This window comes from Pseudomonas sp. NPDC089422, assembly GCF_044749405.1.
Classification (GTDB): Bacteria; Pseudomonadota; Gammaproteobacteria; order Pseudomonadales; family Pseudomonadaceae; genus Aquipseudomonas.
Map to the genome: position 1 here is coordinate 274,040 of NZ_JBIVHW010000006.1, position 13,541 is coordinate 287,580.

The 13,541-nt window shown below is 62.8% G+C and carries 10 protein-coding genes; 2 read left to right on the forward strand and 8 right to left on the reverse strand.

The features are described 5' to 3' along the window. Nucleotides 1-138: 138 nt before the first annotated feature. Nucleotides 139-714: a DUF2780 domain-containing protein gene (locus tag ACIPZ8_RS13830; protein WP_400723847.1), complete on the forward strand. Its 576-nt coding sequence runs from the start codon at nucleotides 139-141 to the stop codon at nucleotides 712-714. 21 nt (nucleotides 715-735) lie between these two features. On the opposite strand, the gene ACIPZ8_RS13835 is transcribed toward ACIPZ8_RS13830, so the two are convergent. The 3 genes from ACIPZ8_RS13835 to ACIPZ8_RS13845 form a co-directional block, all read right to left on the reverse strand. Then, a complete protein-coding gene (locus tag ACIPZ8_RS13835) occupies nucleotides 736-1,437 on the reverse strand; it encodes an RHS repeat-associated core domain-containing protein (protein ID WP_400723850.1) in 702 nt (233 codons plus the stop codon). Nucleotides 1,438-1,651: 214 nt separating this feature from the next. Next, the gene (locus tag ACIPZ8_RS13840) at nucleotides 1,652-3,001 is read right to left on the reverse strand and encodes an APC family permease (protein WP_400723853.1); all 1,350 of its coding nucleotides are present in this window, start codon (nucleotides 2,999-3,001) and stop codon (nucleotides 1,652-1,654) included. A gap of 184 nt (nucleotides 3,002-3,185) precedes the next feature. After that, complete coding sequence (locus ACIPZ8_RS13845; RefSeq protein ID WP_400723856.1) at nucleotides 3,186-4,073, reverse strand: acyltransferase; 888 nt, start codon at nucleotides 4,071-4,073, stop codon at nucleotides 3,186-3,188. 182 nt (nucleotides 4,074-4,255) lie between these two features. Between ACIPZ8_RS13845 and ACIPZ8_RS13850 the strand changes: the two genes are divergently transcribed. Continuing rightward, nucleotides 4,256-4,756, forward strand: coding sequence for an ATP-dependent zinc protease (locus ACIPZ8_RS13850; protein WP_400723859.1), 501 nt, complete (start codon nucleotides 4,256-4,258; stop codon nucleotides 4,754-4,756). Between the two features lie 84 nt (nucleotides 4,757-4,840). Here the strand turns inward: ACIPZ8_RS13850 and ACIPZ8_RS13855 are convergent, their stop codons facing one another. The 5 genes from ACIPZ8_RS13855 to aceE all read right to left on the reverse strand — a co-directional run bounded on the left by ACIPZ8_RS13855 (nucleotide 4,841) and on the right by aceE (nucleotide 13,516). Beyond that, nucleotides 4,841-5,464: a glutathione S-transferase gene (locus tag ACIPZ8_RS13855; RefSeq protein ID WP_400723862.1), complete on the reverse strand. Its 624-nt coding sequence runs from the start codon at nucleotides 5,462-5,464 to the stop codon at nucleotides 4,841-4,843. A gap of 3 nt (nucleotides 5,465-5,467) precedes the next feature. Further along, entirely contained in the window at nucleotides 5,468-6,136 is a 669-nt protein-coding gene (msrA, locus tag ACIPZ8_RS13860; protein WP_294338592.1) for a peptide-methionine (S)-S-oxide reductase MsrA, read from the reverse strand. 138 nt (nucleotides 6,137-6,274) lie between these two features. Next, nucleotides 6,275-8,959, reverse strand: coding sequence for a putative bifunctional diguanylate cyclase/phosphodiesterase (locus ACIPZ8_RS13865; protein WP_400723865.1), 2,685 nt, complete (start codon nucleotides 8,957-8,959; stop codon nucleotides 6,275-6,277). Between the two features lie 257 nt (nucleotides 8,960-9,216). Beyond that, a complete protein-coding gene (gene aceF, locus ACIPZ8_RS13870; protein ID WP_400723868.1) occupies nucleotides 9,217-10,857 on the reverse strand; it encodes a dihydrolipoyllysine-residue acetyltransferase in 1,641 nt (546 codons plus the stop codon). Nucleotides 10,858-10,870: 13 nt separating this feature from the next. Then, nucleotides 10,871-13,516, reverse strand: a complete 2,646-nt coding sequence (aceE, locus tag ACIPZ8_RS13875; RefSeq protein WP_400723871.1) for a pyruvate dehydrogenase (acetyl-transferring), homodimeric type — start codon at nucleotides 13,514-13,516, stop codon at nucleotides 10,871-10,873. Between the last annotated feature and the right edge of the window lie 25 nt (nucleotides 13,517-13,541).

Sequence of the window (13,541 nt, forward strand, 5' to 3'; positions counted from 1 at the left end):
GTGTATTTATGCAGGTAGGAAAGGGCAGGTACTCGGCGGACTATGCTGTGGTTTCAACAACAGCCTTGGAACAATTCCTCAGATCGTCAGTCAAAACCCTCGTTTCCCAGGCCATCCCGGTCAACGAGGTCCCTCCCGATGAAAGCATTCACCCTGGCAACCCTGATGACCCTGGCCGCAAGCCCGGTGTTCGCCTTCAACCTCAGCGACGCCGCCAACGCCGTCTCTTCCATGCAGAACCAGAAGCAACAAGGCCAGGTACAGGCGCCCGAAGGGCAGGCCAACCTGCTCAACACCCTGGGCAGCCAGCTGAACATCACCCCCGAACAGGCCGTGGGCGGGGCAGGGGCCATGCTGGGGCTGGCGCGCAACAACCTGAGCAGTGACGACTACGGCCAACTGACCAAGGCCGTACCGGGCCTTGACCTGCTGTCGGGCGCCAATGTCCTGGGCGGGTTGAGTGGGTTGGGTGAGTTGCTGGGCAATGACAAGGGCAGCCAGTCGGCCCTGGACAAGGCGCTGGGCAACGATGTGGAGAACCGTGGCGACCTGGACAATGCGTTCAAGGCGCTGGGGATGGATACCGGGATGATCGGGCAGTTTGCGCCGTTGATTCTGCAGTACCTGGGGCAGCAGGGAATTGCCGGGTCGTTGTTGCAGAATCTGGGTAGCTTGTGGACTACACCGGCGCCAGTGAATACGCCATCGGTTTGATTTGTCTGGACATGGGATAGGTCAGGAGTGGAACCAACTGACCATCGCCTTGTTCACTCGGTCTTGCTGTTTTGGCACTTCACGACGGATCGAGTCCAGACTAGCAAGGTATTCCTTACGCATTTCCGGGTCATGCAAGTATTTCAGATGTTCTGGAGGTTGCGTAAGGGCCCGCTTCGACCCCGTCAGCTCATTGGCCAGCGTCACGACTTCATCCAATGTCACGCTAGGATTTCTCCGGTCTTCAAACGGCATCCGACCACCGTTTGCCAAAGGGTTTCTATTAGCCCGTGGCTGCTGAATGTGCAGTGTTGGAGTTAATGGGTTGCGGTGTGAATTGTTTCCTGTCTGCAAGTGCTGCGTGTTGAGTGAGCGATTGAGATGCTGGGCCGTCTGGGGAGGAGGAAGAGGAAAATCGGGCGTCAGTGTTACGGCGTGGCGGCGTAGTGGGTTGACGGCTCCATGCCCGTCTGGGTCTACGTTATTTATGGAGTCTCCCGCGCAATAACCATAGGCATTAACCCCCCCTTTGCCAAACGGGCTCCAGCTATCAGGCGCAAAAAAACGCCTCAGGGCTGGGCTGTAGGCGCGATAACCATTGCCTAGCAGATAGGTGCCGGAGTGACTGTCTTCTCGCTCGCCATTAAAGCCAATCATGAACAACTTGCTTACTTGATGCTGGTGGTGCCCGAAAGGGCAATAGGCACGCAGAACGACTGACATAAGGCCTGGCCTCGCAAGACGGTAATCCCGAGTCTTGGTCTTTCCGCGGCTAGGCACAACTAGCAGAACTATCAGTACACGCTGCTGGAAGCAGCCTGCTTCGCGGGGCACCGCCCCCAGGATTTCAGCTTCGCGTCGAAGATTGCCGGGGCCGCTGCGCGCCCCTTTCGCGACACAAGGCCGCTCCTACAAGGGACCGCGCAGGCCGATTGGGTCATGTGGCTTCGCTGAAGTCCATCTGGCGCACCGGGCGGCGGAAGCCGGCGGTCAGTACCGCCAGGTAGGCCAGGCCGAAGGCAAACCAGCACAGGCCGATCACCAAGGTCAGTGCAGACAGGCTGGTCCACAGCCACAGGGTCAGCGCCAAGCCCACCAGCGGCACCAGGCCATAGCACAGCATCCCCTTGAGGTTACGCTGGGCACCATCCCCCATCAGGTGCGTCTTCACCACCGCCAGGTTCACCGCCGAGAACGCTACCAGCGCACCAAAGCTGATCAGCGAGGCGAGGGTAGCCAGGTCGATCACCAATGCCAGCAGCGAGAACGCCGAAACCAGCGCAATGGCGAACACCGGTGTGCCGAAGCGTGGCGACAGGTAACCGAAGCTGCGCCGTGGCAGCACATTGTCGCGCCCCATGGTGAACAGGATGCGAGAAACCGCTGCCTGCGAGGCCAGCGCCGAACCCAGGCTGCCGGCGACGTACGCGGCGGTGAAGAAGTTGGCCAGGAACTGCCCGCCCGCCTTGAACATCACTTCATTGGCCGCCGCATCGGCATTGGCGAAGGTGGTGCCCGGCATGACGAGTTGGCTGACGTAGGCCAGCACGGTGAACAGCACACCGGCGAACAGGGTGGTGAGGATGATCGCCCGTGGAACGTCACGGCGGGCATCGCGGCATTCTTCGGCCAGGGTCGAGACGGCGTCGAAGCCGAGGAACGACAGGCACAGCACCGCCGCGCCGGCCATGATCGCGCCAAAACCGGGCTTGGAGCCATCGCCCATCAGCGGCGACAGCAGGTCCAGCGGCTGGCCGGCCAGCGACTGGCACGACAGCGCGACGAACACGAAGATGAAAACGATCTGCGCGCCGACGATCAGGTTGCTGGTCTTGGCCACCGAGTGGATGCCGACCACGTTCAGCACCGTTACCAGCACGATCGAGGCCAGGGCGATGGACCAGGCCGGGATGGCCGGGAAGGCGATGTTGAGGAACAGGCCGATCAGCAGGTAGTTGATCATCGGCAGGAACAGGTAATCCAGCAGCAGCGACCAGCCGGCGAGGAAGCCGACGTTGGGGCCGAAGGCCATGTTGGTGTAGGAGTACGCCGAGCCCGCGACCGGAAAGCGCTTCACCATGAAGCTGTAGGAGGCGGCGGTGAACAGCATGGCCACCAGGGTGACCATGTAGGCGCTGGCGGTTCGGCCACCGGTGAGTTCGGTGACGATGCCGTAGGTGGTGAAGATGGTCAGCGGGACCATGTACACCAGGCCGAAGAACACCAGGGCGGGGAGGCCGAGGACACGGCGCAGTTGGGCGGAGTTGGAGCTGGGTGGGTTGGCCATCGATCGATCCAGGCATTTTTGTAGTTGTGCTTTGGTCGATTTTTATCCACTTAAGTGGGTGATGACAAAAAAGTATTACTTATTCTGATTATTAGCCTGGGTTTTAATCGGGGTTACGCGCGCTCCTGTGCCGGCCTCTTCGCGGGCAAGCCCGCTCCCACAGAGGCCGGTCAGGTGATGGATATCAGCGCATTTCTGCGCGCAATTGCTCAATCCGCTGGTCCTTGTCCAACCACAGCTGATTCACCCAGGCCTGCACGGTCTGGCGGAAGGCCGGATCATTCTCGTAATCCCCATCCCACAATGCCGGGTCCAGCTCACGCACCTGAATGTCGATAATCACCCGGCTGATGCTGCCATTGAGCAGGTCCCAGAACCCGGGTGCCTTGTTGCCGGGATAGACGATGGTCACGTCCAGTAGCGCGTCCAGTTGCTCCCCCAGCGCCGCCAGCACGAACGCCACGCCGCCGGCCTTGGGCTTGAGCAGGTAACGGTAGGGCGATTGCTGTTCGCGGTGTTTGGCCTCGGTGAAGCGGGTGCCTTCGAGGTAGTTGACCACGGTTACCGGCTGGCGCTTGAACAACTCACAGGCGGCCTTGGTGATCTCCAGGTCCTTGCCCTTGAGTTCCGGGTGCTTTTCCAGGAACGCCTTGCTGTAGCGCTTCATGAATGGGTAGTCGAGCCCCCACCAGGCCAGGCCCAGCAGCGGTACCCAGATCAGCTCCTTCTTGAGGAAGAACTTGAAGAACGGCGTGCGGCGGTTGAGGCTTTCGATCAGCGCCGGGATGTCGACCCAGGTCTGGTGGTTGCTGACGGCCAGGTAGGAGGTGTCCTTGCGCAGGTTCTCGACGCCACGGATGTCCCATTTCGTGGGGATGCACAGGGCGAAGATGGCCTTGTCGACCTCTGACCAGGCTTCCGCGAACCACATCACGGCAGCGGAGGCGTAGTCGCGCCAGCGCCCCTGCAGCACCAGCTTGAGCAGGGCGAAGACCATCAGCGGGCAGATCATCACCACGGTGTTGAGCAGCAGCAGGGTGGTTGTGAGAATGCCGGTAAACAGGCGACGCATAAGGAAACTCTTGTTGTGGGAAATTAGCAGGGCGCAATGATAAGCAGCGCCGGGGTCTACGCCAAATGTCCAATGCCCGACGGTGGGGACAAATGTTTCACAACATGTTGGTTAGGCTTGTGACAGCGAACCTATTCAGCCAGTGCAGTCTAAGCACTGACCCTTCTCAAGGAAGCCTGCCTGTGAAATCTCTGCTTGCCCTGTTGTCGCTGCTGGCGTTGCCGGTGATGGCCGCCGAACCCACGGTCTATGGCCGTTACGAGAACATCAAGTTGCCCGAGCTGGGCCAGACCTTTAAGGCCAAGATGGACACCGGTGCCTGGACGGCTTCGCTGTCGGCCAAGGACATCGAGCTGTTTACCCGCGATGGCGAGGAGTGGGTGCGTTTCCGCCTGGCGACCAAGGATTCTGACGGCAAGGTGTATGAGCATCCGGTCTCGCGCATCAGCAAGATCAAGGGGCGTGTCGATGAAGAGGATGAGGGTGATGCGCCGGAGATCTCCAAGCGGCCGGTGGTCGACCTGGAGATGTGCCTGGGTGGCGTGAAGCGCACCATGGAGGTCAACCTGGTGGACCGCAGCCACTTCAACTACCCGTTGCTGATTGGTTCCAAGGCGCTGCGCCAGTTCAAGGCGGCGGTGAACCCGGCCAAGAAGTTTACTGCGGGTAATCCTGACTGCTGATTTCTGCTGCCTGTGCCGGCCTCATCGCGGATAAATCCGCTCCTACAAATGCGTGTAGGAGCGGATTTATCCGCGATTGGCCAGTCAGGCTGTCGGCGCTGTAGCAACCATCGACGGCCGCTTGGCCACCTCGGCATACCACGCCGCCAGGCCAGGCTGGCGCTCACGCCAGCCGAATTCAGGCTGACGCAGGTCCAGATACCCTAGCGCACAAGCCACGCCAATCGCCGCCAGATCGAACCCGGACGCCAGCTCCGCCAAGTGCTCCTGCTCAAGGTTCGCCAAGCTGCGGCGAATCTTCTCGCCCTGCGCGTCGAGCCAGCCATCCCAGCGCTTCCCTTCAGGCCGCAGGAAGCTCTCGTAACGGCTCGACACCGCCGCATCCATGATCGCATCCGCCTGCGAGGCCAGGGTCATGCGCCGCCAGCGCGCCGAACCCTCGCGCGGCAGCAGCGGCAGGCCGACATGCTGCAGGTCGAGGTACTCGCAGATCACCCGGCTGTCGTGCAGCACGGTGCCGTCTTCCAGGCGCAGGGCCGGGATCTTGCCGATCGGGTTGCCCTGGTTGAGCTGCTCGTCGCCGCTCACCGGGCTGATGTTCACTGGCTGTAGCGCGACACGGCCAAGCTGGCCGGTCTCGTGCAACACCACCATGACCTTGCGCACGAAGGGCGACAGCGGCGAGTGGAACAGGGTCATCGTGCTCATGGTTCAGTTGCCCTGCAGGCTCGGTGGCAGGCACACGCCGGTGCCGCCGATGCCGCAGTAGCCGTCGGGGTTCTTGGCCAGGTACTGCTGGTGGTAAGCCTCGGCGAAGTACACGGTCGGCGCCTGGTCGATTTCGGTGGTGATCTCGCCGAAGCCGGCCTTGCTCAGTTCGGCCTGGAAGGCATCGCGGCTGGCCTTGGCCTGCTCCAGCTGCTCAGGGCTGGTGCAGTAGATGGCCGAACGGTACTGGGTACCGACATCGTTGCCCTGGCGCATGCCTTGGGTCGGGTTGTGCAGCTCCCAGAACATCGCCAGCAGCTCGCGGTAACTGACCTTGTCCTTGTCGAACACCACCAGCACCACCTCGGTGTGGCCGGTCAGGCCCGAGCAGACTTCTTCGTAGGTCGGGTTCGGGGTGAAGCCGCCGGCGTAACCGACCACGGTGCTGACCACGCCTTCACGCTGCCAGAAGCGGCGCTCGGCGCCCCAGAAGCAGCCCAGGCCGAAGATGGCGAAGTCGATGGCGCCTTCGAAGAACGGGCCGAGCAGCGGGGTGCCTTCGAACACGTAGTGGAACTCGGGCAGCTGCATGGGCGTCTCGCGGCCAGGCAGGGCCTGTTCCGCAGTGGGCATGACGTTTTTGTTCACCAGGATTTCTGAACGCAGGACCATGGCCGTTCCTCTGTATGTCTGTTGAATTGGGGTTGGCCCTATCGCGGATAAATCCGCTCCTACAAGGATCGTGTAGGAGCGGATTTATCCGCGATGAGGCCTGAATGGGTTCTAGTGTGCCCGAGCTTGAGGCAGCTGTCAGGCCATTGGACCGCGCGGATAGCGCTTGAGTTTTTCTGCAAGCTCGCGGCCCGGGATCGGCCGGTCGAACAGGTAACCCTGGCCAACGTCGCAGCGGTGCCGGCGCAGGAAGGCCAGCTGTTCCGGCGTCTCGATGCCCTCGGCCACCACCTTGAGCTTGAGGTTGTGGGCCATGGCCACCACCGCGGAGGTGATTTCCATGTCGTCCTGGTTGTCAGGGATCTCGTTGATGAAGCTGCGGTCGATCTTGATGATGTCGATCGGGAATTTCTTCAGGTAGCTCAACGACGAATAACCGGTGCCGAAATCGTCCATGGCCAGGGTCAGGCCCAGCGCCTTGAGCTCGTCGAGCTGGCGGTGGGTGTCCTCGGTGGCTTCCAGCAGCAGGCCTTCGGTCAGCTCCAGCTCCAGCAGGTGCGGGGGCAGGCCTTCTTCCTTGAGGATCGTACCGATCGAGGCCACCAGGTCGGGGTCGGAGAACTGCTTGGGCGACAGGTTGATGGCCACGTGCAGGCAGCCCATACCGGCTTCCTGCAGTTGCTGGCTCATGCGGCACGACTGGCGCACCACCCACTTGCCGATGGGGATGATCAGGCCGGTTTCTTCGGCCACGCTGATGAACTGGTCCGGGCGGATCATGCCGCGCTCGGGGTGGTTCCAGCGCAGCAATGCTTCAAGGCCCAGCAGGCGGCCAGTGCGCAGGCACAGCTTGGGCTGGTAGAACACCTCCAGCTCGTTCTGGGTCAGGGCGCGGCGCAGGTTGTTCTCGACGAACAGTTTGTAGCTGGCTTCGGCGTTGAGCACTTCGGTGAACACCTGCACCTGGTGCTTGCCGTTGGCCTTGGCCTTGTGCAGGGCGAGGCCGGCGTTCTTCATCAGGGTGGTCGGGTCGCTGCCGTGCAGTGGCGCGCAGGCGAGGCCCACCGAGGCGGTGACGTTGATCAGCTGGTTGTCGACGAACATCGGCTTGTCGAGGGTGCGCAGCAACTGCAGGGCAACGCCTTGGCCGTCTTCCAGGCTGGTGTCGTCGAGCAGCACGGCGAACTCGTTGCTGGCAAAGCGGGCGAGCACACCATTGACGCTCAGGCTGTTGCGCAGGCGCCGGGCCAGGCTGATCAGCAGCTTGTCGCCGGTCTGGTGGCCGAGGCTGTCGTTGATCCGCTTGAAGTTGTCGATATCCACCAGCAGCAGGCAGATCGGGTTCTCGCTGTCGCGGGCGAAGCGCTCGTCGAGCTTGCGGATGAACGCCGGGCGGTTGCCCAGGTTGGTCAGGTTGTCGGTGTAGGCCAGGCGCTCGATGCGCTGCTGGGCCAGCTTGGTCTGGGTGACGTCTTCGTAGATGCCGATGTAGTGGGTCAGCTCACGGTTGTCGCCGTACACCTTGGAGATCGACAGCTGGCCCCAGTAGGGTTCGAGGCTCTTGCGCCGGCTCTTGAACTCGCCCTGCCAGCTGTTGCCCATGGCCAGGCTCGACGGCGAATCGAACAGCAGCTCGCTGAGGTTCTCCAGGGCAGGCAGTTCGGCCAGGTGGTGGCCCTGGACTTCCTCGGTGCTGTACTGGGTGATCGCCGTGAAGCTTGGGTTGACGTACTCCACCACGCCGTCGCGGTTGACCAGCAGGAAGGCACTGGCGCTTTGTTCCACGGCCCGCTGGAACAGGTGCAGGGCGCTGGCGGCGGTGCGCCGGTTGTGGTTGGTGATGACTTGGGCGAACTGGTCGGCCAGCTCGCCGGCAAAGGCGATTTCATCGGACTGCCAGGCGCGCGGCTGGCCGGTCTGCTCCAGGCACAGCACGCCGACCACCTGGCCATCGACGCGGATGCTGGCGTCGAGCATGGCGTTGTTGTCGGCATACAGGCTCTCGGCCAGCTCACGGGTACGTGGGTCGTGGTTGGCGTTGTGCGCGTCGATGGCGCGGCTGGCGTGCAGGGCTTCCAGGTAGTCGGGGAAGCGGCTGGCATCGATTGGCGCGGGCAGGCGGTGCACCTGCTCGTTGCGCAGCCAGGCACTGATCGGCTCCAGCCGATGCTCGTCCAGGTGCCAGATGCTGGCGCTGTCGACCTTGTAGATTTCGCAGGCGCTGCGGGTGATCAGCTGGGCGGCTTCGATCAGCGAGTTTTCGGCGCTGTAGCGCTGGCGGGCCAGGCGCAGGATGAGGTCCTGCTGGGCGCGCACACGCTCCAGGTGCTCGAGCTGTTCCTGCTGGGCACGCTGGTTGATCTGCAGGGCCAGTTGCAGGCGGTTGTTGCGCGATTCCAGGTCGTTGGTGTCGAGGTCGCTGTCGTCTTCGTCATCGAGCACCGTCAGGAAACCGCGCAGCAGCTGGCGGTTGTGCTGCTTGAACGCCTCGCCGGCTTCCAGCAGGCGCAGCGCGCGCGACTGGGTATGCAGGGTATAGCGCACGCGGTAGTAGCCACGGTTGCTCAGTTGCAGCTGGATTTCATCGTGCAGCCGGTAGCGTGCCTCGGGTTCCATCAGGCTGGCATAGGGCGAATCGATCAGTGCGCACAACTCGGAAGCGGGCAGGCCGAACTGGCGGTCGCAGGCCGGGTCCAGGTAGAGCATCGCCCAGCTGGCTTCGTTCAGCCTTTCGAAACGCAGCATGCCGAGCCGCGAGGGCACGGGAAGCTGCGTGACGACCTCGGCCGCCACACGGCTGGCGGCATCGGGTTGGCTTTTCATCGAAGACTCGCTTGAAGGGGGACGCGGCCTGGGCGGCGGCGCATCTGGCAAGGTTGCATCATGTCCCTGAGGCTGGCAAGCGGCCATGAGGGCTGTCATGTATATGTTTTCGGCCGCCGGGCTGAAAACTGTAATTCGGCCGGTGGATCCGGGGTTGTTGCAGGCAAAAAAAAGCCCCGCCAATCGACGGGGTTGAGGTACGAGCGTGGCAGCTCGAAAAGAGTACTGCCCCTCGCAACGAGGGGCAGTGTGCCGCCTTACAGCAGCATGGTGCGGATATCGCCCAGCACGTCGCCCAGGCGCTTGGTGAAGCGCGCGGCGGCAGCGCCGTTGATCACACGGTGATCGTAGGACAGCGACAGTGGCAGCATCAGCTTCGGCTGGAAGGCCTTGCCATCCCAGACCGGCTGCATGGTCGCCTTGGAGACGCCCAGGATCGCCACTTCCGGCGCGTTGACGATCGGCGTGAAGCCGGTGCCGCCAATGTGGCCGAGGCTGGAGATGGTGAAGCAGGCACCTTGCATGTCGTCGGCCGACAGCTTCTTGGTGCGCGCCTTCTCGGCCAGTGCAGCGGCTTCGGCAGCCAGTTGCAGCAGGCTCTTCTGGTCGACGTTCTTGATCACAGGGACCAGCAGGCCGTCCGGGGTGTCCACGGCGAAGCCGATGTGCACGTACTTCTTGCGGATGATCGCTTTGCCGCTTGGCGCCAGCGAGCTGTTGAAGTCCGGCAGTTCCTTGAGCAGGAAGGCGCAGGCCTTGAGCAGCAGTGGCAGCACGGTCAGCTTGACGCCAGCCTTTTCGGCCACGGCCTTCTGCGCAACGCGGAAGGCTTCCAGCTCGGTGATGTCGGCGGAGTCGAACTGGGTCACGTGCGGCACGTTCAGCCAGCTGCGGTGCAGGTTAGTGGCACCGACCTGCATCAGGCGGGTCAGGGCCACTTCTTCCACTTCACCGAACTTGCTGAAGTCCACGGCCGGGATCGGCGGGATGCCAGCGCCGCCGGTAGCGCCAGCGGCTGCTGGTGCTTCCTTGGCCTTCTGCATCATCGCCTTGACGTAGACCTGCACGTCTTCTTTGAGGATGCGGCCGTGCGGACCGGTGGCGGCCACTGCGCCCAGGTCGACACCGAATTCACGGGCCAGCTGGCGAACGGCCGGGCCGGCGTGAACCTTGGCGTTGCTGCCGGCAGCCGGTGCGGTAGCGACCGGGGCTGGGGCAGCGGCTGGAGCGGCAGCAGGTGCGGCGGCAGCAGCAGGCGCGGCAGCCGGGGCAGGTGCAGCGGCGGCTGGAGCCGGGGCAGCAGCAGGTGCTGCGCCAGCAACCTTGAGCTTGAAGATCAGGTCGCCAGTGCCGACTTCATCTTCCAGCTTGCACAGCACTTCTTCGACCACGCCGGCAGCCGGCGACGGGATTTCCATGGAGGCCTTGTCGGACTCCAGGGTAATCAGCGACTGGTCGGCTTCGACGATGTCGCCGACCTTGACCAGCACTTCGATGATCTTGGCCTTGCCCGACGAGCCGATGTCCGGCACGTGGATGTCCTGGACGCTGGCGGCAGCCGGAGCTGCTGCCGGAGCAGGGGCGGCTTCGGCGGCCGGAGCAGGCGCAGCAGCTGGAGCCGAAGCAGCGGCGGCGGCCGGAGCCTCAGGGGCCGCAGCAGCGGCGCCCTCGGCTTCCAGGACCAGCAGCTCGTCGCCTTCTTTCAGGCGGTCGCCCAGCTTGACCTTCAGTTCCTTGATCACGCCGGCCTTTGGCGCCGGGATCTCCATGGAGGCCTTGTCGGACTCCAGGGTCAGCAGGCTCTGGTCAGCCTCGATACGATCACCGACCTTGACGAACAGCTCGATGATTTCACCTTCACCGCTGCCGATGTCAGGTACGCGAATGAGTTCGCTCACTTAAAAATACTCCTCAGCAGTCCAGTGGGTTGCGCTTGTCCGGGTCGATGCCGAACTTGACGATGGCGTCAGCCACAACCTTGGGTTCGATCTCGCCGCGGTCAGCCAGGGCTTCCAGGGCAGCCAGCACCACGAAGTGGCGGTCGACTTCGAAGAAGTGACGCAGCTTCTTGCGGCTGTCGCTGCGACCGTAACCATCGGTACCCAGGACCTTGAACTCTTTGCTCGGCACCCACTGGCGAATCTGCTCGGCGAACAGCTTCATGTAGTCGGTGGACGCGATGACCGGGCCTTTGCGACCGTTCAGGCACTGCTCGACGTAGGTCTGCTGTGGCTTCTGGCCAGGCTTCAGGCGGTTGGCGCGTTCCACGGCCAGGCCGTCGCGGCGCAGTTCGTTGAAGCTGGTGACGCTCCACACGTCGGCACCGACGTTGAACTCTTCACGCAGGATCTTCGCCGCTTCGCGGACTTCGCGCAGGATGGTGCCGGAGCCCATCAGCTGCACGTGGTGCGCGGCTTCGCGGGTGTCTTCTTCGAGCAGGTACATGCCCTTGATGATGCCTTCCTCGACACCGGCCGGCATGGCTGGCTGCTGGTAGGATTCGTTCATCACGGTGATGTAGTAGAAGATGTCCTGTTGCTCTTCGGTCATCTTCTTCATGCCGTCCTGGATGATCACCGCCAGCTCGTAGCCGTAGGTCGGATCGTAGGTGCGGCAGTTCGGGATGGTGCCCGCCATCATGTGGCTGTGACCGTCTTCGTGCTGCAGGCCTTCACCGTTGAGGGTGGTACGGCCGGCGGTACCGCCGATCAGGAAGCCACGGGTGCGGCTGTCGCCGGCAGCCCAGGCCAGGTCGCCAATGCGCTGGAAGCCGAACATCGAGTAGAAGATGTAGAACGGCAGCATCGGCTGGTTGTGGCAGCTGTACGAGGTACCGGCAGCGATGAACGACGACATGGCGCCGGCTTCGTTGATGCCTTCCTCGAGGATCTGGCCCTTCTTGTCTTCGCGGTAGAACATCACCTGGTCTTTATCGACTGGCTCGTAGAGCTGGCCGACCGACGAGTAGATGCCCAGCTGGCGGAACATGCCTTCCATACCGAAGGTACGGGCTTCGTCCGGGATGATCGGGACGATGCGCTGGCCGATGTCCTTGTCCTTGACCAGCTGCGCGAGGATACGCACGAAGGCCATGGTGGTGGAGATTTCGCGGTCGCCAGAGCCGTCCAGGATCGCTTTCAGCGTTTCCAGTGGCGGGGTCGGCACGCTGAAGCTCTGGGCGCGGCGCTGAGGCACGAAGCCACCCAGGGCATTGCGGCGCTCGGCCAGGTACTTGGCTTCGGCGGAACCTTCTTCCGGCTTGAAGAACGGCAGGTTCTCGAGGTCGGCATCCTTGACCGGGATGTCGAAGCGGTCACGGAAGTGACGCAGGCTGTCGACGTCGACCTTCTTGGTGTTGTGCGCGGTGTTCTTGGCTTCGCCGGCACCGGTACCGTAACCCTTGATGGTCTTGGCCAGGATGACGGTCGGCTGGTCCTTGTGGTTCACAGCCTGGTGGTACGCCGCGTAGACCTTGTACGGGTCGTGGCCGCCACGGTTGAGCTTCCAGATCTCGTCGTCGGACAGGTCTTCGACCATGGCCTTGAGCTCTGGGGTGTTGAAGAAGTTCTCACGAACGTACGCGCCGTCTTTGGCTTTGTAGTTCTGGTACTCGCCGTCGATGACTTCGTCCATGCGACGCTGCAGGGCACCGTTGGTGTCCTTGGCGAACAGTGGGTCCCAGAAGCGGCCCCAGACGACCTTGTTGACGTTCCAGCCACCGCCACGGAACACGCCTTCGAGTTCCTGGATGATCTTGCCGTTGCCGCGAACCGGGCCGTCGAGGCGCTGCAGGTTGCAGTTGATGACGAAGATCAGGTTGTCCAGCTTCTCGCGGCCGGCCAGGGCGATTGCGCCCAGGGATTCCGGCTCGTCGCACTCGCCGTCGCCCATGAAGCACCAGACCTTCTGCTTGCCGGCCGGGATGAAGCCACGGGCTTCCAGGTACTTCATGAAGCGTGCCTGGTAGATGGCCTGGATCGGGCCCAGACCCATCGAAACGGTCGGGAACTGCCAGAAGTCAGGCATCAGCCATGGGTGCGGGTACGAAGACAGGCCGTTGCCGTCCACTTCCTGACGGAAGTTGTTCATCTGCTCTTCGTTGATGCGGCCTTCCATGAAGGCACGGGCGTAAACGCCTGGCGATGCGTGGCCCTGGAAGAAGATCAGGTCGCCGCCATGTTCTTCGGTCGGAGCCTGGAAGAAGTAGTTGAAGCCGATGTCGTACAGGGTGGCACTGGAGGCGAAGCTGGAGATGTGGCCGCCCAGGTCCGAGTCCTTCAGGTTGGTGCGCATCACCATGGCCAGCGCGTTCCAACGCACCATCGAGCGAATGCGGCGTTCCATGAACAGGTCGCCAGGCATGCGTGCTTCGTGGGTGACAGGGATGGTGTTGCGGTATGGCGTGGTGATTGCGTACGGCAGCTGGGAGCCACTGCGGGTGGCCAGCTCGCCCATGCGGGTCATCAGGTAATGAGCGCGGTCTTCGCCTTCTTTGTCGAGGACCGACTCCAGGGCATCCAGCCATTCCTGGGTTTCGATTGGATCGAGGTCTTGCATGGCTTGCTCCAGGGCGGAAAGGCCA